Consider the following 26501-nt stretch of genomic DNA (forward strand, 5'->3'; position numbering starts at 1 on the left):
TCCTTCTCTGTCACGCGAGGTTTGGAAAACGGCTCACACTGTTCAAAATTAATTTCAGGCGCGTGCCTGCACGGTGACCCAGTAACGGGTAAAACGCCGTACTTTCACCGGCAGACTGACTTCCAGCAGGTCAAGAATGCGCTCGCTGTCGTCCAGCGGGTAACTGCCGGAGATCAGCAGGTTGGCCACGTGCGGGTCGCAATTGAGCTGCCCGCGACGATAGCGGCCGAGTTCGCCGAGGAAGTCTTCCAGGCGCATGTGCGCGGCCACGAGCATGCCGTCGGCCCAGGCGCCGCTGTTGGCATCGGTGGGGCGCGGGGTGTCCCAGCCTTTGCGGGTGAAATTAACCTGGCGCGCGGCCTCGACCGTCAGCGGCAGGCCGCTGTAGGTGTTGGGCATGACGTCGACGTGGCCGTCGAGTACCGCCAGTTGCGTGTGATCGCGAAACTGACGCACATTCAGGCGCGCCGCCTGGCTGCTCAGCAAGCCTTGCCCGGTGAGCACGTGCAGCGGTGCGGTGCCAGCGATGCCGCTGAGCATGATCTCGCCTTCAAGCAGGCGGATCAGCCGCTGCCGGCCGTCGAAGTGCACATCCACCGCGCTGCCGGTATTGAGCTGCAATTGACTGCCATCGGCCAATTGCACCTTGCGCCGCTGGCCCACCGGGCTGCGGTAGTCGGCGGTCAACGGCGGCAGGATATGTTGCTGGCGCAGGCTCCAGGCCGCGGCGGAACCGGCGCCAAGGATCAGCAGCAACTTCAGCGCCTGGCGTCGGCTGGTGGTGGTCGGCGCGTTCAACGCCGCGTGAGCCAGGGGCGAGGGCATGCCGCGCAGGCGGCTGTTGACGCGCTGGATGTGGTCCCAGGCGCGCTGGTGTTCGCTGTGGGCATTCAGCCAATGTTGCCAGGCGGCCTGCTGGCGCGGGTTGAGCGCGCCTTGCTGCATTTCCATCAGCCAGTGCACGGCTTGTTCGGCAACCTGGGTCGAGATGTTCATAGGGCAAAGTAGCAGCGCATGGCGGCTTTATGCAGGTGGCGTTTGACGGTGGCGATGGAAATGCCCAGCTCGGCGCCGATTTGCGCGTAGGTCAGCCCGTCGAGTTGGGCCAGCAGGAAGGCGCGTTTGACCGGGATGGGCAAACCGTCGAGCAGTTGGTCCAGCTCCACCAGGGTTTGCAGAATGATCGCGCGCTCTTCTTCGGACGGCGCCACGTGTTCAGGCATCTGCGTCAGGGCATCGAGGTAGGCGCGCTCCAGATCCTGGCGGCGGTAGAAGTTGTACAGCACTCGCTTGGCGACGGTGGTGAGAAAGGCGCGCGGTTCGACCAAGGTGGGCGCTTCGCGGGCGGTGAGTATGCGGATGAACGTGTCTTGCGCCAGGTCTGCGGCGCTTTCCGGGCAGCCGAGTTTGCGTCGCAACCAGCCGGTGAGCCAGTGGTGATGGTCGTTGTACAAAACTTCGACGGTGTTGGACACGCTCAACGCAAACACTCCGCAAGTATCGGCATGCTTCAGAGAACAAGAATTGTTCGCATTGTAGGGGGCGTGGTCCGGTTCGGCAATGCGCCGGGGCAGGTGATTCATCCGTTCTTTTTTGCTTATGAGAATATTTATCATTAATATCGCGGGCTGATTAACCTGGCGCCTCCCGCATGAAGAGCAAACCCTCACTGCCGCTTGCCTATCGTTTCGCCGTGACCTCGCGCGTGTTGGCCGCGGTGATTGGCGGTTACCTGATGGCGTCCCTGGCCAGTGTCTGCCTGGCGCTGTGGCTGCCGGCCGCGCGCGTTGACGCGGTAATCATCGGGATGATGAGTTCGTTTGTGTTCTACCTGCTGGCGGTGTTGTGGTGCTTTGCCTGCCGTACGGCGTGGCGCGCCTGGGTGGGCGTGCTGTTGCCCAGCGCAGCGTTCGCCACCCTGGCGGGTGTCGGTTTTTGGATGACGCGCACATGAAAGAGGGATTCCGCCAGTCCATGGCCTGGTTGCACACCTGGGCCGGATTGATCTTCGGCTGGCTGCTGTTCGCGATTTTTCTTACGGGCACCCTGGCCTATTTCAAAGATGAGACCAGCCATTGGATGCAGCCCGAAGTGGTCGCCCACCCGTTGGACGATGCGCGCAGCCTCAGCGTCGCGCAACACTACCTGCAGAAAGTCGCGCCGAGCGCTGCGCGCTGGTTTATCACCCTGCCGGACAGACGTAACCCTGGCCTGTCGGTGATGTGGCAAAACAAGGTCGACCCCGGCAAGCGCGGTGATTTCACGCGTAAAACCCTCGATCCCGTCAGCGGGAAAGCCGTAGAAGCCCGCGAAAGCATGGGTGGGGAATTCTTCTATCGCTTCCACTTCCAGCTGCAAATGCCCTATCCCTGGGGCCGCTGGCTATCGACTATCGCGGCGATGGTTATGTTCGTCGCGCTGATCACCGGCATCATCACCCACAAGAAAATCTTCAAGGACTTCTTCACCTTCCGTCCCCGCAAAGGCCAGCGTTCCTGGCTCGATGGGCATAACGCGGTGGGCGTCCTGGTGCTGCCGTTTCACCTGATGATCACCTTCAGCAGCCTGGTGATCTTTATGACAATGGTGATGCCGGCGCCGATCCTCGCCGCCTACGACGGTAATAGCCGCGCCTTTTTCAGTGAGCTTTTCCCCGCCAGCAACAATGCGCCGGCGCAGGGTTCACCGGGCAAGTTGCTGCCGCTGCTGCCGATGTACGAGCAAGCGCGTGCGCAGTGGGCGGGTGGGCATGTGGGGCGTATCGCCGTGAATAATCCGAGTGATGTGAACGCCTCCGTCAATGTGTCCCGCGCCGGTTCCGACAACGTGGTGCATGACTTCGGCAGCGTGGTGCAATTCAACGGCGCCACCGGTGAGTTGTTGCGGGTCAGCGGTGAAGCATCGCTGCCGACGCTCGTCGCAGGTAGCTTCTTCGGCCTGCACATGGGCCATTTCGCCGGGCCGGTATTGCGCTGGCTGTACTTTATCTGCGGCCTGGCGGGCACGGCGATGATCGGCACCGGGCTGGTGATCTGGCTGGGCAAACGTCAACTCAAGCACGCAAAAACGGCAGTGATGCCGTTTGAGCTGCGGCTGGTGGAAGTGCTCAACATCGCCAGCATGTCTGGACTGCTGATCGCCATCGCAGCGTTCTTCTGGGCTAACCGCCTGCTGCCGGTGAGCTTCGCCGCGCGTTCCGACTGGGAAGTGCAGAGCTTCTTTATCGTCTGGGGCCTGAGCCTGGTGCACGCGATGCTGCGCCGGGGTCGCCGGGCGTGGGTCGAGCAATTGAGTGTTGGCGCACTGCTGTTCATGGCGGTGCCCGTGCTCAATGCCCTGACCACCGATCAACACATGGGCGTTTCACTGGCCCGGGGGGACTGGGCCATGGCCGGTTTCGACCTGACATGCCTGACCAGCGGCGTGTTCCTCGCCTGGGCCGCCTGGAAGATGCAGCAGCGCCTGGCGCCTCGGTCCAAGGCGCACCGGGCGGACGTACTCAACCTCAAGCAGGAGGCGCACTGAATGCTGCTCACGCTGCTGATGTGCTACGCCGGGTTTACCGCGTTGTGCCTGGGCACCGATCGCCACCATGGTGAACTGCTGCGCAGCAAGCCATCGCCGCGTCGACGTCTGGGGTTGCGAGCGGCGGGGTGGTTGTTGCTGACCGTTGCGATCTGGCCGGCGGTGAGCGCGGCCGGCTGGGGCCTGGGCCTGGTGCACTGGTGCGCGGTATTGATGCTCAGCGCGCTGCTGCTGGTGCTGTTGTTGCCGTATCGGCCACGGCTGGCCTTGATCCTGGCGGGTGTCGGCCTGCTGGCAAGTCCCGTTGCGGCGTTCGCCACCCTCTGAGCCCCTGCCATGATGACCATGACCCCACCCGAATCCGAGGACAGCCCACAGGCTGAAGCGGCGGGTGGGCGTGCGCATTTTTTGCAGGTGTTTTTGTCCCAGCGCTCGCAAATGGAAGCCTTGGTGAGTCGACGTGTGGGCTGTCGCGCCACGGCCGCCGACTTGGTACAGGACCTGTTCCTGCGTTTCTGGCGTCGGCCGCTGGTGCAAGTCGAAGAGCTCAGTACCTACCTGCTGCGCTGCGCCGGCAATATCGCCATCGACCACCTGCGCAGTGAAGGCGCCCGGGCGCGCAGCAGCGAAGGCTGGTTGCCCGAGCAGCAGGACAACCAAGGCTCCGAACCCCAGGCCGCGCTGGAAGCGGGCAACGATTTGCGCCATGTGGAAGCCGCCTTGCGCAGCCTGCCGGAACGCACCCGCCAGATTTTCCTGCTCAACCGCATCCACGGCCGCAAGTACGCGCAAATCGCCAAGGCCATGGGCCTGTCCCAAAGTGCCGTGGAAAAACATATGATGCGTGCCCTCGAAGCCTGCAAGGCCAGCCTTCGTGAGCCATCGCCCCCACGCACGCCAGGGAAAGCACCGTGAACGTCACTCCCACGCCCGACCAGGAACACGCCGCGCTGGCCTGGCTGAGCCTGTTGCATGACCAGCCCAGCAGCGGCGACCAGGCCACCTTCAGCCGTTGGCTGCGTGCCGACCCCGCCCATGTCGAGGCCTATGCCCAGGCCCAGGTGCTGTGGGAGTTGAGCGAAGTACCGGCGCGCGCCCTGGCCGACGAAGACGCACTGGCGTTGCAGGGCTATCTCAATGCGATGAACACCGCTAAGCGCTCCCGTGCGCTGCGCTGGTCCGGCGCCTTGGCCATGGCCGCCTGCCTGTTGGTGATGGTGTCGATGGGAGTCGGCTGGCAGCCGTCGCGCTGGGTCGATGATTTTGGCGCCGATTACGTCACGGCACCGGGGGAAGTGAAGACCGTCACCCTGGCGGATAAAACCCAGGTCACCTTGGACGCCGACAGCGCCATAGCGGTGGATTTCAGCCATGGCGAGCGGCATATCCAATTACGCCGCGGCGCTGGTTTTTTCAGTGTGACCCACACCGGTGAATCGTTTGTGGTGACGGCGGACAGCGGCGAAGCACGGGTCCTCGGCACGCAGTTCGAGGTGCGTTTGCAACCGGCAGGGGCGCAGGTGACCGTGTTGTCCGGCCGGGTGGGCGTGACCCCTTCGAGCCAGGGCGCGCAGCAAGTGCTCACGGCCGGCCAGCAAGTGGCCTACGCCGATGGCGTGGCTGAACCGCTGCATGCGGTGGACAGCGAATCGCGCCTGGCCTGGCGCGAGGGATGGCTTAACTACTACAAGGCGCCGTTGGCCGATGTGATCAAGGATCTGCGCCGTTACTACCCAGGCCGCATCCTGTTGCTCAACGAAGACATGGGCGCCAGGCGCGTCAGCGGCAGTTTCCCGAGCAAAGACCCGCAGGCGGTGTTGAACGCGTTGCAGGCGGTGCTTGGGTTTGAGCAGCACACGGTGCTGGGGCGGATGATCGTGGTGCGCTGACTACTTCAGCGCCGCCATGATCGCCTTAGGGTCGTAATCGCGAATCAGCGTGCCATTGACGTCCACGAACGGAATCCCGCCGCCGCCCAGCGCCTCATAGGCTTTGCGCGCCTGGGCGTCTTTCTCGATATCGAACGCCTGGTACGGAATGCCTTTCTGGTCCAGGAAGCGGCGGATCTGCTGGCAGTAGCCGCACCACCCGGTGGCATAGAGCACCACCCGCGCCGACGTGCGGACCTGTTCCAATACCACCTGCGAGGGGTTGAACAGCCGCTCGATCTTGCCCCAGTTCTGAATCACCACCACAACCAGCAACACCAGCAGGACTTTTTTCAGGACCCCGCCAAGCATCAGTTGCGGCGCTTGAGCTGGTCGGTCAGTTGGGTCGGCAGGCCCTTGATGATCAAAGTGCCAGCCGCTTCGTCGTATTCAATCTTGTCGCCCAGCAGGTGCGCTTCAAAACTGATCGACAGGCCCTCGGCGCGGCCGGTGAAGCGGCGGAACTGGTTGAGGGTGCGTTTATCGGCCGGGATCTCTGGCGACAGGCCGTAGTCTTTGTTGCGAATGTGGTCGTAGAACGCTTTTGGTCGATCTTCATCGATCAAGCCCGACAGTTCTTCCAGGCCCATGGGCTCACCGAGCTTGGCCTGGCTGCTGGCGTAGTCCACCAGAGTCTTGGTTTTTTCGCGGGCCGACTCGTCCGGCAGGTCTTCGCTTTCTACGAAGTCACTGAAGGCCTTGAGCAGGGTGCGGGTCTCGCCCGGCCCGTCGACACCTTCCTGGCAGCCGATAAAGTCACGGAAGTACTCCGAGACTTTCTTGCCGTTCTTGCCTTTGATAAACGAGATGTACTGCTTGGACTGTTTGTTGTTCTGCCACTCGGACACGTTGATCCGTGCCGCCAGGTGCAGTTGGCCCAGGTCCAGGTGACGGGAGGGCGTCACGTCCAGCTCGTCGGTCACCGCCACGCCTTCGCTGTGGTGCAGCAGGGCGATCGCCAGGTAGTCGGTCATGCCTTGCTGGTAGTGGGCAAACAGTACGTGGCCGCCGGTGGAGAGGTTGGACTCTTCCATCAGCTTCTGCAGGTGCTCGACCGCGGTGCGGCTGAAGGTGGTGAAATCCTGGCCGCCGTCGAAATACTCCTTCAACCAGCCGCTGAACGGGTGCGCGCCGGACTCGGCATGGAAGAAACCCCAGGCCTTGCCTTGTTTGGCGTTGTAGCTCTCGTTGAGGTCGGCAAGCATGTTCTCGATGGCCGCCGATTCGGACAGCTCCGAATCGCGTGCATGCAGAACTGCGGGCGTGCCGTCGGGTTTTTTGTCGATCAGGTGGACGATGCAATGACGGATCGGCATAGGCTTCTCGGCTGGTTGAAGGGGAGCGGTCGGCCTCCCCAAAAAGTCGCCCAGTGTACCGCACCCATTGGCCAAGACACGCGTCGAAGGCGGTTTTGAACACTGTCCGACGGGGCATATGCCCTTTTTTCACGGTTTAGAGCGATAAAGCTGACCAATTGGGTAGGTAGAGGCGGATATTTCCCCGTCTCTGTGCTAGTTTTGCCCCGTCTTACGCCACGTATCGGCGTTAAGCGTGCATTCAGCATCTGTCAGGTCGAACCAATCCCCGTTTCAAGCATCTATAACCCCGATCTCCGAGGTTATGGCCTGGGGTGCCAGACCTAGACGGTCGGGCTCGACGGCTGACACTGCACTCTGCAATCCATATGAATTTGATAGGGAAGGAACACCACAATGGCTATTACTAAAGACCAACTGATCGCTGACCTGGCTGAAGCAGTAGACGCACCGAAAACTACCGTGCGCGCTCTGCTGGACCAACTGAGCCAAGTTGTTGCTGATCAGCTGGAAAACGGCGGCGAAATCACTCTGCCAGGTGTTGGCAAACTGAAAGTGACCGAGCGTCCAGCCCGTACTGGCCGTAACCCTTCGACTGGCGCTGCCATCGAAATCGCTGCTAAGAAAGTTATCAAGCTGGTTGTGGCCAAAGGCCTGACCGACGCTGTTAACAAGTAAGACGCAGCAAAAAAAACCGTGCTCCGGAGCGATCCGGGCACGGTTTTTTGTTGCCTGCGTTTTTACTGTGGCGAGGGCAAGCGCCCTCGCCACAGGGTTAGTCGCGCACCCAGCGCTGGCGCCAGATCTGCTGTTCGTTTTTGGTCTGGAAGGTCCAGGCCACGAAACGGCTTTGCTTCTGACCCTGGGACATTTCCACCACTTGGCTTTCCAGCACGCCGGCTTTTTTCAGGGCGATCTCGATGGCGGGCAAGTTCGACGCTTTGGACACCAGGGTGCTGAACCACAACACCTTGTGGGCAAAGTGCGCACTCTCGGCGATAAGCTGCGTCACAAAGCGCGCTTCGCCGCCTTCACACCACAGTTCGGCCGATTGGCCGCCGAAGTTCAATACCGGCAGTTTACGCTTGGGATCGGCCTTGCCCAGGGCGCGCCACTTGCGCTCGCTGCCTTTGGTGGCTTCGTCCATGGAGGCGTGGAACGGCGGGTTGCACATGGTCAGGTCAAAACGCTCACCCGGCTCCAGCAGGCCCAACAGGATGTGCTTGGGGTTGTCCTGCTGACGCAGTTGGATGACCTTGCTCAGGTCATTGGACTGCACGATGGCCTTGGCCGCCGCCACCGCGATTGGGTCGACTTCGGAGCCGAGGAAGTTCCAGCGGTACTCCATGTAGCCAATCAGCGGGTAGACGCAGTTGGCGCCCATGCCGATGTCCAGCACTTTGACGATGGATCCCCGTGGGATCTTGCCTTCATTGACCCCGGCCAGCAGGTCGGCCAGGAAGTGCACATAGTCCGCGCGCCCAGGCACCGGAGGGCACAGGTAGTCAGCCGGGATGTCCCAGTGCTGGATACCGTAGAACGACTTGAGCAACGCCCGGTTGAACACGCGTACTGCATCGGGGCTGGCGAAGTCGATGCTCTCTTTGCCGTAGGGGTTGAGAATCACGAATTTCGCCAGCTCCGGCGTGGTCTTGATCAGCGCCGGGAAGTCGTAACGCCCCGTGTGGCGGTTGCGCGGGTGCAGGGTAGCCTCTTTGCGCGGCGCGACGGGTTTGGCCGTGGCGGCGGTTTTAGGCTTCTTGCGTGCAGGTTTGGGCGTAGTGGGGGCGGTCATGTTGATTCTGGTGTTGGCTCAAAGTGGTGGGCATTGTCACACATCTTGAGGGTAACCCGGTCAAATGTGGGTTGGGGGCCTACATGCCTTCCACATTGATCGGGTTCACAGGGCCAAAAAAAAGAGACTCTAAAGTCTCTTTTTTCACACGGTTCAAGCCTTACAGGCTGGAAATCCGCGCATGTTGCTCGGCCAACTTGCCCAGGGCCTGCTCAGCCTCGGCCAGTTTGGCGCGTTCTTTCTCGATCACTTCAGCCGGCGCCTTGTCGACGAACGCCGCGTTGGACAGCTTGCCGCCGACCCGCTGCACTTCGCCTTGCAGGCGCAGGATTTCCTTGTCGAGGCGGGCCAGTTCGGCGCCCTTGTCGATCAGGCCGGCCATCGGCACCAGCACTTCCATCTCGCCGACCAGTGCGGTGGCGGACAACGGTGCTTCGGCGCCTTCGGCCAATACGGTGATCGACTCCAGCTTCGCCAGCTTCTTGAGCAGTGCCTCGTTTTCAGCCAGGCGACGCTGGTCTTCGGCACTGGCGTTCTTCACGAACACCGCCAGCGGCTTGCCTGGCCCGATGTTCATCTCGGCGCGGATGTTACGTGTGCCAAGCATCAGGGTCTTGAGCCACTCGATATCGCTTTCGGCCGCCTCATCGATGCGCGCTTCGTTGGCCACCGGCCAAGGTTGCAGCATGATGGTCTTGCCTTCGATACCGGCCAGCGGCGCCAGGCGCTGCCAGATTTCTTCGGTGATGAAGGGCATGAACGGGTGCGCCAGGCGCAGCGCCACTTCCAATACGCGCACCAGGGTGCGGCGGGTGCCGCGCTGGCGTTCGATTGGCGCGTTTTCGTCCCACAGCACCGGCTTGGACAGTTCCAGGTACCAGTCGCAATACTGGTTCCAGATGAACTCGTACAAGGCCTGCGCCGCCAGGTCGAAACGGAACTGGTCGAGCTGGCGGGTCACTTCGGCTTCGGTGCGTTGCAGTTGCGAGATGATCCAGCGGTCGGCCAGGCTCAACTCATAGGCTTCGCCGTTCTGGCCGCAGTCTTCGCCTTTATCGAGCACATAGCGCGCAGCGTTCCAGATCTTGTTGCAGAAGTTGCGATAGCCTTCAACGCGGCCCATGTCGAACTTGATGTCGCGACCGGTGGACGCCAGCGAGCAGAAGGTGAAACGCAGGGCATCGGTGCCGTAGCTGGCGATGCCGTCGGCGAACTCGTCGCGGGTCTGCTTCTCGATCTTTTTCGCCAGTTTCGGCTGCATCAGGCCCGAGGTGCGTTTCTGCACCAGGGTTTCCAGGTCGATGCCGTCGATGATGTCCAGCGGGTCGAGCACGTTGCCCTTGGACTTGGACATCTTCTGACCCTGGCCATCACGCACCAGGCCGTGCACGTACACGGTCTTGAACGGTACCTGCGGCGTGCCGTCCTCGTTCTTCACCAGGTGCATGGTCAGCATGATCATCCGGGCAACCCAGAAGAAAATGATATCGAAGCCGGTGACCAGCACATCGGTGGAGTGGAATTTCTTCAGGAATTCGGTCTGCTGCGGCCAGCCCAGGGTGGAGAAGGTCCACAGGCCCGAGCTGAACCAGGTGTCCAGTACGTCGTTGTCCTGTTGCAGCACCACGTCCGCGCCAAGGTTGTGCTTGGCACGCACTTCGTCTTCGTCGCGGCCAACGTAGACCTTGCCCGACTCGTCGTACCAGGCCGGAATGCGGTGGCCCCACCACAGTTGACGGCTGATGCACCAATCCTGAATGTCGCGCATCCATGAGAAGTACATGTTTTCGTACTGCTTAGGCACGAACTGGATGCGACCGTCTTCCACGGCAGCAATCGCAGGTTCTGCCAACGGCTTGGTGGAGACGTACCACTGGTCGGTCAGCCACGGCTCGATCACGGTGCCGGAACGATCGCCCTTGGGCACTTTCAGCGCGTGGTCGTCGACGCTGACCAGCAAACCAATGGCGTCGAATGCGGCCACGATCTGCTTGCGCGCTTCAAAACGGTCGAGGCCGGCGTATTCGGCCGGGATCTGCCCGTCGATGCTCTCGTTCAGCGTGCCGTCCAGGTTGAACACCTGGCAGGCCGGCAGGACGGCGGCGTTCTTGTCGAACATGTTCAGCAGCGGCAGGTTGTGGCGCTTGCCGACTTCGTAGTCGTTGAAATCGTGGGCCGGGGTGATCTTCACGCAACCGGTACCGAATTCGGGATCGCAATAGTCGTCCGCGATGATCGGGATGCGGCGACCCACCAGTGGCAGCTCGACGAACTTGCCGATCAGTGCCTGATAGCGCTCGTCGTTCGGGTTAACCGCGACAGCGGCATCGCCGAGCATGGTTTCCGGACGGGTGGTAGCGACGATCAGGTAGTCGTTGCCTTCGGCGGTCTTGGCGCCGTCGGCCAGCGGGTATTTGAGATTCCACAGGAAGCCTTTCTCGTCGTGGTTTTCCACTTCGAGGTCGGAAATCGCCGTGTGCAACTTGGTGTCCCAGTTGACCAGGCGTTTGCCACGGTAGATCAGGCCGTCTTCATGCAGGCGCACGAACGCTTCTTTCACGGCTTCGGACAGGCCGTCGTCCATGGTGAAGCGCTCGCGGCTCCAGTCGACGGACGAGCCCAGGCGACGGATCTGACGGCTGATATTGCCGCCGGACTGGTCTTTCCATTCCCAGATTTTTTCCAGGAATTTCTCGCGACCCAGGTCGTGGCGGCTCTGGCCGGTGGCTTCGAGTTGACGCTCCACCAGCATCTGCGTGGCGATACCGGCGTGGTCGGTACCCGGCTGCCACAGGGTGTCGCGACCCTGCATACGGCGGAAACGGATCAACGCATCCATGATCGCATTGTTGAAGCCATGGCCCATGTGCAGGCTGCCAGTGACGTTCGGTGGCGGGATCATGATGGTGTAGGACTCGCCCGCACCTTGCGGAGCGAAATAGTTCTCGGACTCCCAGGTGTTGTACCAGGAAGTTTCAATTGCGTGCGGCTGGTAGGTCTTATCCATGCGCGGCGGGACCCTAGTTGGCATTTATTCAGGAAAGCCGACAAGTATAAGGGGTGAGGCAGCTGCAAGCTATAAGCTGCAAGCGGGTCGCAGTGTTCGCGCTTGCAGCTTATGGCTAGTTATTTGTGGCTGCGGCGATCAGCCGTTCCATGCGCGCATCCATCCGGCGCTTGATCTCGGTTTCGATATGCGGGGCAAAGTCATCGATCACGTCTTGCATGATCAGTTGCGCGGCGGCGCGCAGTTCGTTGTCCAGGTGCAGCAGCAGGGCGTCCTGGGTTTTTTCGGCGGCAACGGCCACAGGCGCCGCGTCCAGGACAGGCGGCTCGACAACTGCCGGGGCAGGCTTGCCGCCGACCATGTCGAACAGCAGCGGAATCTGTACTTCGCCATCGGCCGATTCGGTCAACAGCGGCGGCTGCAAACCGTCATCACCCAGCAACTGGCGGATCGACTCGAGGTCGTCCAGCAGGTGGTCGTCTTTTTTTACAGGCTTGGAAGTGTCCATCGTGTGCTCAAAGTCGTTGTAGCCGGTGATCCTGCAAAGGATAGCCCTGTTCGCGGTAGAAACGGAAACTCTCCCGCGCGGCCTGACGAATAGCCGGATCTTCCACCACCACTTCCGCCACGCGGGCAAAGGCTTTGGCAAAAGGCGGTACTTTCAGGTCCAGGTTGACCAGCAGGTCGTGATGATCGCCGCAGCTGTCGCCCAATCCCAGCACGACGTGGCCTTCAGGTTCTGACTCGGCAGGACCGTGGGGCACGAAGCTTTCGCCCTTGAAGCGCCACAGGCGGGCGTCAAGCTCGTCGCGTTGGGCGGCATCGCTGCAATGCAGGTAGATGCGGTGACCCATGCGCCAGGCTTTTTCGGTCAGTTTGCAGGCAAAGTCCAGGCGCGCGAGCGGGTCGGCGCTGGGCAATATATAGAAGTCGACTTGGGTCATTGCGGTTCCTGAGACCGGAGCGGCATGCTCGCCGCCCCGGCATCTTCAGTTTCAGGCTTTGGCGCGGTCCAGCAGGTACTGGGTCAGCAGGGGAACCGGGCGGCCGGTTGCGCCCTTGTCCTTGCCGCCGCTGGTCCAGGCGGTGCCGGCGATGTCCAGGTGCGCCCAGTTGAGGTTCTTGGCAAAGCGCGACAGGAAGCAGGCCGCCGTGATGGTGCCGGCTTTTGGCCCGCCGATGTTGGCGATGTCGGCGAATGGGCTGTCGAGCTGTTCCTGGTACTCATCGAACAGCGGCAGTTGCCAGGCGCGGTCGTCGGCGGCCTTGCCGGCGCTGAGCAGTTGCTCGATCAGTTCATCGCTGTTGCCCAGCAGCCCGGAGGTGTGGGAGCCCAGTGCAACGATGCACGCGCCGGTCAGGGTGGCGATGTCGATCACCGCCTGCGGCTTGAAACGCTCGGCGTAGGTCAGGGCGTCGCAGAGCACCAGGCGGCCTTCGGCGTCGGTGTTGAGAATCTCGACGGTCTGGCCGCTCAGGGTGGTGACGATGTCGCCGGGGCGAGCCGCGCCGCCGCTCGGCATGTTTTCGGCACACGCCAGGATGCACACCAGGTTGATCGGCAGCTTGAGTTCCAGCACGGCGCGCAGGGTGCCGAACACGCTGGCGGCGCCGCCCATGTCGTATTTCATCTCGTCCATGCCCGCGCCCGGCTTGAGGCTGATGCCGCCGGTGTCGAAGGTGATGCCTTTACCGACCAGGGCGTAAGGCTTCTCGGACTTCTTGCCGCCGTTGTATTGCATCACGATCAGGCGTGGCGGCTGGTCGCTGCCCTGGCCCACGGCGTAGAACGAGCCCATGCCCAGTTCTTTGATCTTTTTCTCGTCCAGCACTTCGACTTTCAGGCCCTTGAACTCTTTGCCCAAGGCCTTGGCCTGTTCGCCCAGGTAAGTCGGGTGGCAGATGTTCGGCGGCAGGTTGCCCAAGTCGCGGGTGAACGACATGCCGTTGGCAATCGCGGTGGCGTGGTTCACGGCGCGCTGGACTTCAGCCTGGGCAGCCTTGATGGTCAGCAGGGTGATTTTCTTCAGCGCGCGGGGTTCGGCTTTCTGGCTCTTGAACTGGTCGAAGATGTAAACGCCGTCTACCAGGGTCTCGGCCAGCAGGCGGGTCTTGCCGTAGCTGTCGCGGCCTTTGACCACGATTTCATCGAGTGCCAGGGTGGCATCGCCGCCGCCCAGGCCCTTGAGGGTGCCGAGGATGCCGCTGATGATCTTGCGGAACGGGCGGTCGCCCAGTTCGTCGTCCTTGCCCACGCCCACCAGCAATACGCGGTCGGCCTTGAGATTCGGCAGGCTTTGCAGCAGCAGACTCTGGCCGACCTTGCCGGCCAGGTCGCCGCGCTTGAGCACTGCGCTGATGGCGCCGCCGCTCAGTTCATCGAGTTGTTTGGCGGCAACGCCAAGCTTGCGGCCTTCGCCGATGGCGACCACGAGGGTGGCGGTTTTCAACGTTTCAGGGCTAACGCTTTTTACAACCAATTCCATTTTCGGGTCCCTTATAAAGGTCTGAGAGCCTGGCGTTTGTACCCAGGCTTTAAAGCGTGGCAGGCGTGTAAACCGCCAGCGACAAAGGCCGCAGTTTGAACCGCGCAGGCGAAGCCTGACAACCCTTGGCGCACGCTTTGTGCGCGTGGGTGAGGTTGCGCAGTGACAGGCGCGGCCAATCACAGGATAATGCGCCATCTTTTTAGCCGGCCCTTGTAAACGGGCTGACTCGGTATGCTTGCTTGTTTGGCCGCCTTAGCCTGACAACCCTGGAGTGTCTGGTTTGATCGTCTTCCGTTATCTGTCCCGCGAAGTCCTGTTGACCCTGAGTGCCGTGAGTGCGGTGCTGTTGGTCATCATCATGAGTGGTCGTTTCGTCAAATACCTGGCCCAGGCCGCTTCCGGCGCGCTGGACCCAGGCTCGCTGTTCCTGATCATGGGCTTTCGCCTGCCGGGGTTCCTGCAGCTGATTCTGCCGTTGGGCCTGTTCCTCGGGATCCTGCTGGCGTATGGCCGCCTGTACCTTGAAAGCGAAATGACCGTGCTCTCGGCCACCGGCATGAGCCAGCAGCGCTTGCTGGGCATGACCATGATCCCGGCCGCCGGCGTTGCCCTCATCGTCGCATGGCTGAGCCTGAGCCTGGCGCCTCAGGGCGCCATGCAGTTTCAGCTGGTGCTGAACAAACAGGACGCGATGACGGAGTTCGACACCCTCGAGCCGGGCCGCTTCCAGGCGCTCAATGACGGCACCCGGGTGACCTACACCGAAACCCTCACCGAAGACCGCGCCAACCTGGGCGGGGTGTTCATCTCCGAAAAACGCCTGGGCCAGGATAAGAAAGACCGTGGTATTTCCGTGCTGGTGGCCGACTCCGGTCGCCAGGAAGTGCGCCCGGATGGCAGTCGCTACCTGATCCTGGAAAACGGCTATCGCTATGACGGCAGCCCCGGCCAGGCCGATTACCGCGCGATCAAGTACGACACCTATGGCGTGATGCTTGCCCGCCCGGACGTCAGCAGCGAAGTCACCGACCGTGATGCTATCCCTACGCAAGACCTGTTCGGCAGTGAGGAGCTGCGTTCCATCGCCGAATTGCAATGGCGTATTTCCCTGCCGTTGCTGGTGTTTATCGTGACCTTGATGGCCGTGCCGCTGTCGCGCGTCAATCCGCGCCAGGGCCGCTTCCTCAAGCTGTTGCCGGCAATCCTGCTATATATGGCCTACCTCACCATCCTGATTTCCGCCCGTGGCTCGCTGGAGAAAGGCAAGCTGTCGCCGACTCTGGGCCTGTGGTGGGTGCACGGGATCTTCCTGATGATCGGTCTGGGCCTGCTCTACTGGGAACCTATCCGTTTGAAAATGATGAGCCGTCGTGGCCAGAAGGAGTTGGCTCGTGGCTAAGCTCGATCGCTACATTGGTAGCAGCGTCCTGATCGCCATCCTGGCGGTACTGGGCATTATCCTCGGCCTGGCCTCGCTGTTCGCTTTCATCGACGAAGTGGGCAACGTCAGCGATACCTACACCGTGTGGGACGTGATGAGCTATGTGGCGCTCACCGCGCCACGTCGTCTGTACGACATGATGCCGATGGCGGCGCTGATCGGCTGCCTGATCGGCCTGGGCAGCCTGGCCAGCAACAGCGAACTGACCATCATGCGCGCCGCCGGTGTGTCCATCGGGCGTATCGTCTGGGCGGTGATGAAACCGATGCTGCTGCTGATGCTGTGCAGCGTGCTGATTGGTGAATACGTTGCGCCGCCGGCCGAAACCACCGCCCAGGCCAATCGCGCCCTGGCACAGGGTTCGGGGGATGCACAAAGCTCCAAGCACGGCCTGTGGCACCGTCAGGGTGACGAATTTATCCACATCAACGCCGTGCAGCCCGGCGGCCTGTTGATCGGTGTGACCCGCTACACGTTCGACAAAGAGCGTCACATGTTGTCGTCCAGCTTCGCCAAACGTGCGCAATACAGCGATGAAAAGTGGCAACTGACCGATATCACCACCACGTACTTCCGCAATGTCGGCCAAGGCACCAAGGCCAGCACCGAAGTGATCAATGTGCCAAGCGAAGAGTGGGATATCGCCCTCAAGCCCGAATTGCTGAATACCGTGGTGATGATCCCCGAAAGCCTGCCGATCTCCGGGCTGTGGGGTTACATCCACTACCTTAAGGACCAGGGCTTGAACAACGGCCGTTACTGGCTGGCGTTCTGGGTCAAGGTGCTGCAGCCGGTAGTGACCGCTGCGCTGGTGCTGATGGCTATCTCGTTTATCTTCGGCCCGCTGCGCTCCGTGACCCTGGGTCAGCGTGTGTTTACCGGTGTGCTGGTGGGCTTCACTTTCCGCATCGCCCAGGACTTGCTCGGCCCGTCGAGTCTGGTGTTCGGGTTCTCGCCGCTGTTTGCGGTGCTAGTGCCCACCGCCATCTGCGCCCTGGCCGGGTTCTGGCTGTTGCGCCGCGCCGGTTGATACCGCGCTTATGAACAAAAAATGCCCCGGTCGAGCGATCGGGGCATTTTTGTTCCTGTCAGCAAAGATGACGTCTGGCCTGAGCATCAGGTACAATTCCCGGCTATTTTTCAGCGGGCAATCTGCCTGCAGCCTTTTTGAGTGTTGATCCGTGAGTGATTTGAGTCATATCCGCAATTTCTCCATCATCGCCCACATTGACCATGGTAAGTCGACGCTGGCCGATCGATTCATCCAGATGTGCGGCGGCCTTGCCGAGCGTGAAATGGAAGCCCAGGTACTGGATTCCATGGACCTCGAACGCGAGCGCGGGATCACCATCAAGGCCCACAGCGTTACTCTGTACTACACCGCCAAAGACGGTATCCGGTACCAGCTGAACTTCATCGACACCCCAGGCCACGTCGACTTCACCTATGAAGTCAGCCGGTCTCTGGCGGCCTGCGAAGGCGCGCTGTTGGTGGTGGACGCAGGCCAGGGCGTAGAAGCCCAGTCCGTGGCCAACTGCTACACGGCTATCGAGCAGGGCCTGGAAGTGATGCCGGTGCTGAACAAGATCGACCTGCCACAGGCCGATCCGGAACGCGTCAAAGAAGAAATCGAAAAAATCATCGGCATTGACGCCACCGACGCCGTCGAGTGCAGCGCCAAGACCGGCCTGGGTGTCGACGAAGTCCTCGAGCGCCTGGTCAAAACCATTCCTGCCCCAACCGGCAACATCGAAGATCCGCTGCAAGCGTTGATCATCGACTCCTGGTTCGACAACTATCTGGGGGTTGTCTCCCTGGTACGCGTGCGCCACGGCCGTGTGAAAAAGGGCGACAAGATTCTGGTCAAGTCCACCGGCAAGATCCACCTGGTGGACAGCGTCGGTGTCTTCAACCCCAAGCACACCGCGACCACTGATCTGAAAGCCGGCGAAGTAGGCTTCATCATCGCCGGTATCAAGGACATCCACGGTGCCCCGGTCGGCGACACCCTGACCTTGAGCTCCACCCCGGACGTCGACGTGCTGCCGGGGTTCAAACGCATCCAGCCGCAGGTCTACGCAGGCCTGTTCCCGGTCAGCTCCGACGACTTCGAAGACTTCCGCGAAGCCCTGCAAAAGCTCACGCTCAATGACTCGTCGTTGCAGTACACGCCGGAAAGCTCCGACGCCCTGGGCTTCGGCTTCCGCTGCGGCTTCCTCGGCATGCTGCACATGGAGATCATCCAGGAGCGCCTCGAGCGCGAATACGACCTGGACCTGATCACCACCGCGCCAACGGTTATTTTCGAGTTGGCGTTGAAAACCGGTGAAACGATTTACGTCGACAACCCGTCCAAGCTTCCAGACCTGTCTTCGATTGAAGACATGCGCGAGCCGATCGTGCGCGCCAATATTCTTGTGCCGCAAGAACACCTGGGCAACGTCATTACCCTGTGTATCGAAAAGCGTGGCGTGCAGCACGACATGCTGTTCCTCGGTACCCAGGTGCAAGTGACTTACGATTTGCCGATGAACGAAGTGGTCCTGGACTTCTTCGACCGTCTCAAATCCACCAGTCGCGGCTATGCTTCGCTGGATTACCATTTCGACCGTTACCAATCGGCTAATCTGGTGAAACTGGATGTGTTGATCAACGGCGACAAAGTGGACGCCCTTGCACTGATCGTGCACAAGGACAACGCGCACTATAAAGGTCGCCAGTTGACCGAAAAGATGAAAGAACTGATTCCGCGCCAGATGTTCGACGTCGCGATCCAGGCCGCCATCGGCGGGCAGATCATTGCGCGGACCTCCGTCAAGGCTCTCAGAAAGAACGTACTAGCCAAATGCTACGGCGGTGACGTAAGCCGTAAGCGCAAGCTGCTTGAGAAGCAAAAGGCCGGTAAAAAACGCATGAAGCAAGTGGGTAACGTGGAAATTCCACAAGAAGCCTTCCTTGCGGTGCTCAGGTTGGATAGTTAGGTCCTATGTCGCTAAATTTCCCGCTGTTGCTGGTCATTGCCGTTGCCGTTTGCGGTCTTCTGGCCTTGCTCGATCTGGTGTTCTTCGCCCCGCGTCGGCGGGCGGCTATCGCGTCCTATCAGGGCAGCGTCAGCCAGCCCGATGGCGTGGTGATCGAGAAGCTGAACAAAGAGCCTTTGCTGGTTGAATACGGCAAGTCGTTCTTCCCGGTGTTGTTCATCGTGCTGGTGCTGCGTTCGTTTCTGGTAGAACCTTTCCAGATCCCTTCGGGGTCGATGAAACCTACCCTGGACGTCGGCGATTTCATCCTGGTGAATAAGTTTTCCTACGGGATTCGCCTGCCGGTGATCGACAAGAAGGTCATTGAAATCGGCGACCCGCAGCGCGGTGATGTGATGGTGTTCCGCTACCCGAGCGACCCGAACGTCAACTACATCAAGCGTGTGGTGGGCCTGCCGGGCGATGTGATTCGCTACACCAGCGACAAGCGCCTGTTCATCAACGGTGAGTTGGTTGCCGAGAAACTGCTCGGTTCCGAACCGAACAGCCTGGGCAGCGCCGAGCTGTACCAGGAAAAACTCGGGGCGGTAGAGCACGAAATCCGTAAGGAAATGAGTCGCTACCGGGCCATGCCTGATGGCCAGTGGAAGGTGCCGGCCGGGCACTATTTCATGATGGGCGACAACCGTGACAATTCAAACGACAGCCGCTACTGGGATGATCCCAGCATTCCCAAGGAGCTGCTGGGTATGGTTCCCGACCAGAATATCGTCGGCAAGGCCTTCGCGGTCTGGATGAGCTGGCCGGAACCCAAACTCAGCCACCTGCCGAACTTCTCGCGGGTCGGGCTGATCAAGTAATACAAGCGGCGCTGTGAACACAGCGCCGAATGCTTTTCTGGGGTGGCGACAAATGTTTGTCCTGCCCCATGCAGCACCACTCAGGATTTGAATTTGAATACTGCGTCAATCGTCGATGGCCGCCGGTGCCACGAACTCGATATGCATCAACCAGGTATGGCTAAACAGTGACCGTTTCTCTCAGTCGTCTCGAGCGCCAGCTCGGTTACACCTTCAAGGATCAGGAATTGATGATCCTTGCCCTCACACACCGCAGCTTTGCAGGGCGCAATAACGAACGCCTGGAATTTCTCGGTGACGCCATCCTCAATTTCGTCGCCGGTGAGGCGCTGTTCGAGCGCTTCCCGCAAGCCCGTGAAGGCCAGCTGTCGCGGTTGCGCGCACGCCTGGTAAAAGGCGAGACCCTGGCCGTGCTGGCCCGTGGTTTCGGCTTGGGCGAATACCTGCGCCTGGGTTCCGGTGAATTGAAAAGCGGTGGTTTTCGTCGCGAATCGATCCTGGCCGATGCCCTTGAAGCGCTGATCGGCGCCATCTACCTGGATGCCGGCATGGAAGCCGCCAAGGAACGCGTCACCGCGTGGCTGACCTCCGAGATCGAAAGCCTCACGCTGGTCGACACCAACAAAGATCCCAAAACCCGCCTGCAGGAATTCCTGCAGTCCCGCGGGTGCGACCTGCCACGCTACGAAGTGGTGGATATCCAGGGTGAGCCCCATTGCCGCGTATTTTTCGTGGAATGTGAAATCACCTTACTGAATGAAAAAAGCCGAGGTCAGGGTGTGAGCCGTCGTATTGCCGAACAGGTAGCGGCCGCTGCAGCACTGATTGCCCTGGGCGTGGAGAATGGCCATGACTGATACAACCGCAACACGCTGTGGCTATGTTGCCATCGTTGGCCGCCCGAACGTGGGCAAGTCCACGCTGCTGAATCACATCCTCGGCCAGAAGCTGGCGATCACCTCGCGCAAGCCGCAGACCACCCGCCACAACATGCTGGGCATCAAGACCGAAGGCAGCGTGCAAGCGGTCTATGTCGACACCCCAGGCATGCACAAAGGCGGCGAGAAAGCCCTTAACCGTTATATGAATAAAACCGCTTCGGCGGCGTTGAAAGACGTCGACGTGGTGATCTTCGTGGTCGACCGCACCAAGTGGACCGACGAAGACCAGATGGTTCTCGAGCGTGTGCAGTACGTGACCGGCCCCTTGATCGTCGCGTTGAACAAGACAGACCGTATCGAAGACAAAGCCGAGCTGATGCCGCACCTGAGCTGGTTGCAGGAACAACTGCCGAACGCTCAGATCATGCCGATCTCGGCCCAGCATGGTCACAACCTGGATGCCCTGGAGCGCGTCATCGCCGGGCACTTGCCGGAGAACGAGCACTTCTTCCCGGAAGACCAGATCACCGACCGCAGCAGCCGCTTCCTCGCCGCCGAACTGGTACGCGAGAAAATCATGCGCCAGATGGGCGCCGAGCTGCCGTACCAGATAACCGTCGAAATCGAAGAGTTCAAGCAGCAGGGCAAGACCCTGCATATCCATGCGCTGATCCTCGTCGAGCGCGACGGCCAGAAGAAAATCATCATTGGCGACAAGGGCGAGCGCATCAAGCGTATCGGCACCGAAGCGCGCAAGGACATGGAATTGCTGTTCGATTCCAAAATCATGCTCAACCTGTGGGTGAAAGTTAAAGGCGGCTGGTCCGACGATGAGCGTGCACTGCGCTCCCTGGGCTATGGCGACCTGTAAGGACGTGAACGCACCGCAGGGCTGAACGTGTGGGAGGGGGCTTGTGCCTGATGGCGGTGGGTCAGTTAACAACTCAGTGACTGACCGGCTGCCATCGGGGGCAAGCCCCCTCCGACATTAGGTTTGTGTAGCTTTCAAAATTGCATTCCAGCAGTGAGCACCCATGTCCCAATCCCCGCCCCCCAGCCAACTCGCCTACGTCCTGCACAGCCGCGCCTACCGTGAGACCAGCGCACTGGTGGATTTCCTCACGCCTCAAGGACGTCTGCGTGCAGTCTTGCGCAGCGCACGCGGCAAGGCGGGGACGTTGGCGCGGCCCTTTGTGGCCCTGGATGTGGAGTTTCGCGGCAAGGGCGAGCTGAAGAACGTCGGACGCCTGGAAAGCGTCGGCACGTCCGCCTGGCTCAATGGCGATGCGTTGTTCAGCGGCCTCTACCTCAATGAACTGCTGATCCGCCTGCTGCCCGCCGAGGACCCGCACCCAGCTGTCTTCGATCACTACGCCGCCACCTTGCTGGCCCTGGCCGAAGGCCGTCCGCTGGAGCCGCTGTTGCGTGCCTTCGAATGGCGACTGCTCGATGACCTGGGGTACGGCTTCGAACTGAACAACGACCTGCACGGCGAGCCCATCGCCGCCGACGGCATGTACCGTCTGCAAGTGGATGCCGGTCTGGAGCGGGTCTACCTGCTGCAACCGGGCTTGTTCCAAGGCACCGAATTGCTCGCCATGAGTGACGCCGATTGGACCGCCCCCGGCGCGTTGTCCGCCGCCAAGCGCCTGATGCGCCAGGCCCTGGCGGTGCATTTGGGCGGACGGCCGCTGGTCAGTCGCGAGTTGTTTCGAAAGCCCTGACAACCCCGTGTATGCTGTGCGGCGTTTCTTTCCCTTTTCAGGAGCGCTTCCGTGACCACCAGCAATCGCATTCTTCTTGGCGTCAACATCGACCACGTCGCCACCCTGCGCCAGGCCCGGGGCACCCGTTACCCCGACCCGGTCAAGGCCGCGCTGGACGCCGAAGAAGCGGGTGCCGATGGCATCACCGTGCACCTGCGCGAAGACCGCCGCCACATCCAGGAACGCGATGTGCTGCTGCTCAAGGACGTGCTGCAAACCCGCATGAACTTCGAAATGGGCGTCACCGAAGAAATGATGGCCTTCGCCGAGCGAATCCGCCCGGCGCACATTTGCCTGGTGCCGGAAACCCGCCAGGAACTCACCACCGAAGGCGGCCTGGATGTGGCGGGTCAGGAAGCGCGGATCAAGGCGGCCGTGGAGCGCCTGTCGAAAATCGGCAGTGAGGTGTCGTTGTTCATTGACGCCGACGAACGTCAGATCGAAGCGTCGCGTCGCGTCGGCGCGCCAGCCATCGAACTGCACACCGGCCGTTACGCGGATGCCACCACGCCCACTGAAGTGGCCAATGAGCTGCAGCGCATCATCGACGGTGTGAACTGCGGGCTTGGCGAAGGCCTGATCGTCAACGCCGGCCATGGCCTGCATTACCACAACGTGGAAGCGGTGGCCGCGATCAAGGGCATCAACGAACTGAACATCGGCCATGCGCTGGTGGCCCATGCACTGTTCGTCGGCTTCAAAGGCGCGGTTGCCGAGATGAAAGCCCTGATTCTGGCGGCCGCCAAGGGCTGATCGGGCCACTGCGGCAATGCGAAGCCTTACTGTTTAGCCGATGCAGGTGTATCGTATCTGCCCTTTGCAGGCCACTGGCCTGCGGCTGATACGTGAGGTTGTTGTGTCCCGATCCTTTTCCCGTCGACAAATCCTGGGTGGCCTTGCGGGCCTGGCCGTAGTCGGTGCCGGCGCTGGCGGCGCCTACCGCTACTGGCTGGGAAAAGTCGCCGACGCCGAGGCGGGGCACGACTACGAGCTGATTGCCGCACCGTTGGACGTGGAACTGGTGCCGGGCCACAAGACCCCCGCCTGGGCCTTCGGCCCGTCGGCACCGGGCACCGAGCTGCGTGTGCGCCAGGGCGAATGGCTGCGGGTGCGTTTCATCAACCACCTGCCGGTCGCCACCACCATCCACTGGCACGGTATCCGCCTGCCGCTGGAGATGGACGGCGTGCCCTATGTCTCGCAATTGCCGGTGCTGCCGGGCGAATACTTCGACTACAAATTCCGCGTACCCGACGCCGGGAGCTACTGGTATCACCCCCATGTGAACAGCAGTGAAGAACTCGGCCGCGGCCTGGTCGGCCCGCTGATCATCGAAGAGCGCGAACCCACCGGCTTCAAGTACGAACGCACCCTCAGCCTGAAAAGCTGGCACGTGGACGAGGAAGGCGCCTTCGTGGCCTTCAGCATTCCCCGTGAGGCGGCGCGCGGCGGCACGGCAGGGCGGCTGTCGACGATCAATGGCGTGTCCCAGGCAGTCATCGACCTGCCGGCCGGGCAGATCACCCGCGTGCGGTTGCTCAACCTCGACAACACCCTGACCTATCGCCTCAACATCCCGGATGTCGAAGCGCAGATCTACGCGCTGGACGGTAACCCCATCGAGCCGCGCCCCCTGGGCAAGGAATACTGGCTGGGCCCCGGCATGCGCATCTGCCTGGCGATCAAGGCGCCGCCGGCGGGTGAAGAGTTGTCGATCCGCAACGGGCCGGTGCGCCTGGGCACCTTCCGCTCGGTGGCTAACACCGACGCGCCCACCGAGTGGCCGCCGGCGTTGCCCGCCAACCCGATTGCCGAGCCGGACCTGGCCAATGCCGAAAAGCTCAACTTCAATTTCGAGTGGGTCGGTACCGTATCGGTCGATGACGGCAAGCCGCCGAGCCTGTGGCAGATCAACGGCAAGGCCTGGGACATTACCGACAAAACCTGCGCCGACCGCCCGATTGCCAAGCTCGAAAAGGGCAAGAGCTACATTTTCGAACTGAAGAACATGACCCAGTACCAGCACCCGATCCACCTGCACGGCATGAGCTTCAAGGTGATCGCCTCGAACCGCCACAAGGTGATCCCGTACTTTACCGACACCTACCTGTTGGGCAAGAACGAGCGCGCCCGCGTGGCGTTGGTGGCGGATAACCCTGGGGTGTGGATGTTCCATTGCCACGTGATCGACCATATGGAAACCGGCCTGATGGCCGCCATCGAGGTGGCGTGATGCGCCAGATTCGCCCCGCTGCGATTATTGACCGCAGCCGCGACCAGGACTTCATGCGCGAAGCCCTGGCCCTCGCCGCCGAAGGCGCAGCGCTGGGCGAAGTGCCGGTGGGCGCCGTGCTGGTACAGGACGGTGAAATCATCGGCCGCGGCTTCAACTGCCCGATCAGCACCCACGACCCGAGCGCCCACGCCGAAATGGTCGCCATCCGCGCCGCCGCGCAGGCCATCAGCAACTATCGGCTGGTGGGCAGTACACTGTATGTCACCTTGGAACCGTGCAGCATGTGCGCGGGGTTGATCGTGCATTCGCGTGTTGCGCGAGTGGTGTACGGGGCATTGGAGCCCAAAGCGGGAATCGTGCAGAGCCAGGGGCAGTTTTTTACCCAGGGTTTTCTCAACCATCGGGTGCTGTATGAGGGCGGGGTGTTGGCCGAGGAGTGCGGGGCTGTCCTGAGTGAGTTTTTCAAAGCCCGCCGGGCCAGGCCCGCATCCTGAAAAACACGCAGGACCGGTGTGGGAGGGACCAAGCCCGCTCCCACATTTTTGATCTCCATTGACGCTGGAGAGAGGATTACTTCCTGGCGATGATCACCGCGCGCATCGGCGCCGGCAGCCCTTCGATGGTCTTGCTGTGGTCCTCAGGGTCGAGGAAATCACTCAGCGACTGATACTTCATCCACGCCGTCCCGCGCTGTTCCTCAACCGTGGTCACACTCACATCCACACAGCGCACATCGCTGAAACCGGCACGGCGCAGCCACAGCATCAACGCCGGCACCGAGGGCAGGAACCACACATTACGCATCTGCGCGTAGCGGTCTTCCGGCACCAGCACCTGCTGCTGATCGCCTTCGACCACTAAGGTTTCCAGAACCAGCTCACCGCCCTTGACCAGGGTGTCTTTGAGCGCCAGCAAATGCTCGATCGGCGAGCGGCGGTGATAAAACACGCCCATGGAAAACACCGTGTCAAAGCCTTCGAGGTTTGCCGGCAAGTCCTCGAATGGGAACGGCAGGTGCCATGCCTTGGGGTCGCACAGGTAGCGTTGCACCGCCTGGAACTGGCAGAAGAACAACCAGTTGGGGTCCACGCCAATCACGCTGTCGGCACCGGCGCCGAGCATGCGCCACATGTAATAACCATTGCCGCAGCCGACATCGAGGATACGCTTGCCCTTCAAGTCCAGATGCGGCGCCACGCGGGACCACTTCCAGTCCGAGCGCCATTCGGTGTCCACGTGCACGCCGAACAAATGGAACGGGCCTTTGCGCCAAGGACTCAGGCCCATCAGCGCGCGGTGCATCTGGGCGCGAGTTGCGTCGTCGCAATCGGTGTCCAGGGTCAGGCCATTGAGCAAGTCGACGGTGCTGGGCTGAATCTTCGGCAGCGCATCCAACGCACTCTGCCAACGTTCCAGGTCGCCATGACCTTTCTCCATTTTGCTGTCGAGCTGCGCTTGCAGGCCCTGGGCCCACACGGCCAGGGGAGTGCCGACCAGATGGCGGGCGAGGGGGGATAAATCAATCATGGCAAGGCAATCAACGAGGCAAAGTTAAGACACTGGAACCACGGCACGACCGTCGAGAACCCCGCCGCCAGCAGGCGTTCGCGGTGTTCTTCGAGGCTGTCGGGCTTCATGACGTTTTCGATGGCGCTGCGCTTCTGGGCGATTTCCAGTTCGCTGTAGCCGTTGGCGCGTTTGAACGCGATATGCAGGTCGGTGAGCAGCGCGTGCTCTTGCGCATCGTTGAAGCGCAGCTTTTCCGAGAGGATCAGCGCACCGCCTGGCAACAGCGACTGGCGGATACGCCCGAGCAGCGCCAGGCGTTCCTGCGGAGCAATGAATTGCAGGGTGAAATTCAGCGCCACTACCGAAGCCGGCTGGAACTGCAACGCGAGGATATCGCCCTCGATCACCTCAACCGGCAGCAACTCCTGAAACATCGAGTCCTGACCATTGAGGTATTCGCGGCAGCGTTCGACCATCGCCGCCGAGTTATCCACCGCGATCACCCGGCAACCGTCGGTGCGTACATGGCGGCGCAACGCCTGGGTCACCGCGCCGAGGGACGAGCCGAGGTCGTAGAGCACGCTGCCCGGCTGGGCAAACTGCGCGGCCAGGACACCCAGGTTTTCGACGATGGTCGGATAACCGGGCACCGACCGCTTGATCATGTCCGGGAACACCCGCACCACGTCCTCGTTAAAGGCGAAGTCCGGCACCTGGGGCAGGGGCTGGGCGAATAGCCGATCGGGTTCTTTGCTCACGGTTGTTCC

At 61.4% G+C, this 26501-nt stretch carries 27 protein-coding genes; 16 read left to right on the plus strand and 11 right to left on the minus strand.

Translation table 11 applies throughout. From position 1 onward, the window contains the following. Positions 1 to 54 precede the first annotated feature (54 nt). Together KZX66_RS01630 and KZX66_RS01635 are read right to left on the minus strand one after the other, a co-directional pair. A complete protein-coding gene (locus tag KZX66_RS01630; RefSeq protein ID WP_248075506.1) occupies positions 55 to 996 on the minus strand; it encodes a FecR family protein in 942 nt (313 codons plus the stop codon). Further along, positions 993 to 1481 (minus strand): sigma-70 family RNA polymerase sigma factor, encoded by a 489-nt coding sequence (locus tag KZX66_RS01635; protein ID WP_248075507.1) that lies wholly within the window; start codon positions 1479 to 1481, stop codon positions 993 to 995. The genes KZX66_RS01630 and KZX66_RS01635 overlap by 4 nt, the downstream gene beginning before the upstream one ends. A gap of 170 nt (positions 1482 to 1651) precedes the next feature. Between KZX66_RS01635 and KZX66_RS01640 the strand changes: the two genes are divergently transcribed. Genes KZX66_RS01640 through KZX66_RS01660 form a run of 5 tightly spaced genes read left to right on the plus strand, consistent with a single transcriptional unit; the run spans position 1652 to position 5414 of the window. After that, positions 1652 to 1954, plus strand: coding sequence for a DUF3649 domain-containing protein (locus KZX66_RS01640; RefSeq protein ID WP_248075508.1), 303 nt, complete (start codon positions 1652 to 1654; stop codon positions 1952 to 1954). After that, positions 1951 to 3525 (plus strand): PepSY-associated TM helix domain-containing protein, encoded by a 1575-nt coding sequence (locus KZX66_RS01645; protein ID WP_248075509.1) that lies wholly within the window; start codon positions 1951 to 1953, stop codon positions 3523 to 3525. Before KZX66_RS01640 ends, KZX66_RS01645 begins: the two co-directional genes overlap by 4 nt. Beyond that, on the plus strand, positions 3526 to 3852 hold the full coding sequence (locus KZX66_RS01650) for a DUF3325 domain-containing protein (RefSeq protein ID WP_248075510.1): 327 nt from the start codon (positions 3526 to 3528) through the stop codon (positions 3850 to 3852). Positions 3853 to 3864: 12 nt separating this feature from the next. Beyond that, positions 3865 to 4440: an RNA polymerase sigma factor gene (locus KZX66_RS01655; protein WP_248076022.1), complete on the plus strand. Its 576-nt coding sequence runs from the start codon at positions 3865 to 3867 to the stop codon at positions 4438 to 4440. Next, complete coding sequence (locus tag KZX66_RS01660; RefSeq protein WP_248075511.1) at positions 4437 to 5414, plus strand: FecR family protein; 978 nt, start codon at positions 4437 to 4439, stop codon at positions 5412 to 5414. The genes KZX66_RS01655 and KZX66_RS01660 overlap by 4 nt, the downstream gene beginning before the upstream one ends. Here KZX66_RS01660 and KZX66_RS01665 read toward each other — a convergent pair whose 3' ends face one another. Beyond that, the gene (locus KZX66_RS01665; protein ID WP_248075512.1) at positions 5415 to 5765 is read right to left on the minus strand and encodes a glutaredoxin family protein; all 351 of its coding nucleotides are present in this window, start codon (positions 5763 to 5765) and stop codon (positions 5415 to 5417) included. Next, the gene (gene yejK / locus KZX66_RS01670) at positions 5765 to 6769 is read right to left on the minus strand and encodes a nucleoid-associated protein YejK (protein WP_003171997.1); all 1005 of its coding nucleotides are present in this window, start codon (positions 6767 to 6769) and stop codon (positions 5765 to 5767) included. Before yejK ends, KZX66_RS01665 begins: the two co-directional genes overlap by 1 nt. A 396-nt stretch (positions 6770 to 7165) precedes the next feature. On the opposite strand from yejK, the gene KZX66_RS01675 reads away from it, so the two are divergent. After that, the gene (locus KZX66_RS01675) at positions 7166 to 7447 is read left to right on the plus strand and encodes an HU family DNA-binding protein (RefSeq protein ID WP_003188840.1); all 282 of its coding nucleotides are present in this window, start codon (positions 7166 to 7168) and stop codon (positions 7445 to 7447) included. A gap of 97 nt (positions 7448 to 7544) precedes the next feature. On the opposite strand, the gene rlmF is transcribed toward KZX66_RS01675, so the two are convergent. The 5 genes from rlmF to KZX66_RS01700 form a co-directional block, all read right to left on the minus strand. Next, positions 7545 to 8564 (minus strand): 23S rRNA (adenine(1618)-N(6))-methyltransferase RlmF, encoded by a 1020-nt coding sequence (gene rlmF, locus KZX66_RS01680; protein WP_248075514.1) that lies wholly within the window; start codon positions 8562 to 8564, stop codon positions 7545 to 7547. Between the two features lie 160 nt (positions 8565 to 8724). Next, on the minus strand, positions 8725 to 11571 hold the full coding sequence (locus tag KZX66_RS01685; RefSeq protein WP_248075521.1) for a valine--tRNA ligase: 2847 nt from the start codon (positions 11569 to 11571) through the stop codon (positions 8725 to 8727). Between the two features lie 115 nt (positions 11572 to 11686). Beyond that, positions 11687 to 12079 carry a DNA polymerase III subunit chi gene (locus KZX66_RS01690; protein WP_248075522.1) on the minus strand — a complete coding sequence of 131 codons (393 nt, stop codon included), beginning with the start codon at positions 12077 to 12079 and terminating at the stop codon, positions 11687 to 11689. A gap of 7 nt (positions 12080 to 12086) precedes the next feature. After that, positions 12087 to 12515, minus strand: coding sequence for a DNA polymerase III subunit chi (locus tag KZX66_RS01695; RefSeq protein ID WP_248075523.1), 429 nt, complete (start codon positions 12513 to 12515; stop codon positions 12087 to 12089). Between the two features lie 51 nt (positions 12516 to 12566). Then, entirely contained in the window at positions 12567 to 14057 is a 1491-nt protein-coding gene (locus KZX66_RS01700) for a leucyl aminopeptidase (protein ID WP_248075524.1), read from the minus strand. Positions 14058 to 14340: 283 nt separating this feature from the next. Here KZX66_RS01700 and lptF point away from each other — a divergent pair, with 283 nt between their 5' ends. The 10 genes from lptF (at position 14341) to tadA (ending at position 24719) form a co-directional block, all read left to right on the plus strand. After that, a complete protein-coding gene (lptF, locus tag KZX66_RS01705; RefSeq protein WP_248075526.1) occupies positions 14341 to 15459 on the plus strand; it encodes an LPS export ABC transporter permease LptF in 1119 nt (372 codons plus the stop codon). Beyond that, positions 15452 to 16531 (plus strand): LPS export ABC transporter permease LptG, encoded by a 1080-nt coding sequence (gene lptG, locus KZX66_RS01710; protein ID WP_248075528.1) that lies wholly within the window; start codon positions 15452 to 15454, stop codon positions 16529 to 16531. Before lptF ends, lptG begins: the two co-directional genes overlap by 8 nt. Positions 16532 to 16682: 151 nt before the next feature. After that, positions 16683 to 18482: a translation elongation factor 4 gene (gene lepA, locus KZX66_RS01715; protein WP_248075530.1), complete on the plus strand. Its 1800-nt coding sequence runs from the start codon at positions 16683 to 16685 to the stop codon at positions 18480 to 18482. Positions 18483 to 18487: 5 nt separating this feature from the next. Next, a complete protein-coding gene (gene lepB, locus KZX66_RS01720; protein ID WP_248075532.1) occupies positions 18488 to 19342 on the plus strand; it encodes a signal peptidase I in 855 nt (284 codons plus the stop codon). A gap of 167 nt (positions 19343 to 19509) precedes the next feature. Next, complete coding sequence (rnc, locus tag KZX66_RS01725; protein ID WP_248075534.1) at positions 19510 to 20199, plus strand: ribonuclease III; 690 nt, start codon at positions 19510 to 19512, stop codon at positions 20197 to 20199. Next, positions 20192 to 21094 carry a GTPase Era gene (era, locus tag KZX66_RS01730; RefSeq protein WP_248075536.1) on the plus strand — a complete coding sequence of 301 codons (903 nt, stop codon included), beginning with the start codon at positions 20192 to 20194 and terminating at the stop codon, positions 21092 to 21094. The genes rnc and era overlap by 8 nt, the downstream gene beginning before the upstream one ends. A gap of 163 nt (positions 21095 to 21257) precedes the next feature. Then, entirely contained in the window at positions 21258 to 21947 is a 690-nt protein-coding gene (gene recO / locus KZX66_RS01735) for a DNA repair protein RecO (protein ID WP_248075538.1), read from the plus strand. A 51-nt stretch (positions 21948 to 21998) separates the two neighbouring features. Continuing rightward, positions 21999 to 22742, plus strand: a complete 744-nt coding sequence (pdxJ, locus tag KZX66_RS01740; protein WP_248075540.1) for a pyridoxine 5'-phosphate synthase — start codon at positions 21999 to 22001, stop codon at positions 22740 to 22742. A 103-nt stretch (positions 22743 to 22845) separates the two neighbouring features. Next, complete coding sequence (locus KZX66_RS01745) at positions 22846 to 24222, plus strand: multicopper oxidase family protein (RefSeq protein WP_248075542.1); 1377 nt, start codon at positions 22846 to 22848, stop codon at positions 24220 to 24222. Continuing rightward, entirely contained in the window at positions 24222 to 24719 is a 498-nt protein-coding gene (tadA, locus tag KZX66_RS01750) for a tRNA adenosine(34) deaminase TadA (protein WP_248075544.1), read from the plus strand. The genes KZX66_RS01745 and tadA overlap by 1 nt, the downstream gene beginning before the upstream one ends. A gap of 76 nt (positions 24720 to 24795) precedes the next feature. Here the strand turns inward: tadA and cmoB are convergent, their stop codons facing one another. Next, entirely contained in the window at positions 24796 to 25752 is a 957-nt protein-coding gene (cmoB, locus tag KZX66_RS01755) for a tRNA 5-methoxyuridine(34)/uridine 5-oxyacetic acid(34) synthase CmoB (RefSeq protein ID WP_248075546.1), read from the minus strand. Next, positions 25749 to 26492: a carboxy-S-adenosyl-L-methionine synthase CmoA gene (gene cmoA / locus KZX66_RS01760; protein WP_248075548.1), complete on the minus strand. Its 744-nt coding sequence runs from the start codon at positions 26490 to 26492 to the stop codon at positions 25749 to 25751. Before cmoA ends, cmoB begins: the two co-directional genes overlap by 4 nt. Positions 26493 to 26501: the final 9 nt, after the last annotated feature.

Source organism: Pseudomonas sp. EYE_354, from assembly GCF_023148575.1.
Lineage (GTDB): Bacteria > Pseudomonadota > Gammaproteobacteria > Pseudomonadales > Pseudomonadaceae > Aquipseudomonas.

Bases quoted from the DNA above. Each gene is read 5' to 3' on its own strand.
- KZX66_RS01630 (WP_248075506.1), bottom strand. From the start codon at position 996: ATGAACATCTCGACCCAGGTTGCCGAACAAGCCGTGCACTGGCTGATG.
- KZX66_RS01640 (WP_248075508.1), top strand. From the start codon at position 1,652: ATGAAGAGCAAACCCTCACTGCCGCTTGCCTATCGTTTCGCCGTGACC.
- KZX66_RS01645 (WP_248075509.1), top strand. From the start codon at position 1,951: ATGAAAGAGGGATTCCGCCAGTCCATGGCCTGGTTGCACACCTGGGCC.
- KZX66_RS01650 (WP_248075510.1), top strand. From the start codon at position 3,526: ATGCTGCTCACGCTGCTGATGTGCTACGCCGGGTTTACCGCGTTGTGC.
- KZX66_RS01655 (WP_248076022.1), top strand. From the start codon at position 3,865: ATGACCATGACCCCACCCGAATCCGAGGACAGCCCACAGGCTGAAGCG.
- KZX66_RS01665 (WP_248075512.1), bottom strand. From the start codon at position 5,765: ATGCTTGGCGGGGTCCTGAAAAAAGTCCTGCTGGTGTTGCTGGTTGTG.
- yejK (WP_003171997.1), bottom strand. From the start codon at position 6,769: ATGCCGATCCGTCATTGCATCGTCCACCTGATCGACAAAAAACCCGAC.
- KZX66_RS01675 (WP_003188840.1), top strand. From the start codon at position 7,166: ATGGCTATTACTAAAGACCAACTGATCGCTGACCTGGCTGAAGCAGTA.
- rlmF (WP_248075514.1), bottom strand. From the start codon at position 8,564: ATGACCGCCCCCACTACGCCCAAACCTGCACGCAAGAAGCCTAAAACC.
- KZX66_RS01685 (WP_248075521.1), bottom strand. From the start codon at position 11,571: ATGGATAAGACCTACCAGCCGCACGCAATTGAAACTTCCTGGTACAAC.
- KZX66_RS01690 (WP_248075522.1), bottom strand. From the start codon at position 12,079: ATGGACACTTCCAAGCCTGTAAAAAAAGACGACCACCTGCTGGACGAC.
- KZX66_RS01695 (WP_248075523.1), bottom strand. From the start codon at position 12,515: ATGACCCAAGTCGACTTCTATATATTGCCCAGCGCCGACCCGCTCGCG.
- KZX66_RS01700 (WP_248075524.1), bottom strand. From the start codon at position 14,057: ATGGAATTGGTTGTAAAAAGCGTTAGCCCTGAAACGTTGAAAACCGCC.
- lepB (WP_248075532.1), top strand. From the start codon at position 18,488: ATGTCGCTAAATTTCCCGCTGTTGCTGGTCATTGCCGTTGCCGTTTGC.
- era (WP_248075536.1), top strand. From the start codon at position 20,192: ATGACTGATACAACCGCAACACGCTGTGGCTATGTTGCCATCGTTGGC.
- recO (WP_248075538.1), top strand. From the start codon at position 21,258: ATGTCCCAATCCCCGCCCCCCAGCCAACTCGCCTACGTCCTGCACAGC.
- tadA (WP_248075544.1), top strand. From the start codon at position 24,222: ATGCGCCAGATTCGCCCCGCTGCGATTATTGACCGCAGCCGCGACCAG.
- cmoB (WP_248075546.1), bottom strand. From the start codon at position 25,752: ATGATTGATTTATCCCCCCTCGCCCGCCATCTGGTCGGCACTCCCCTG.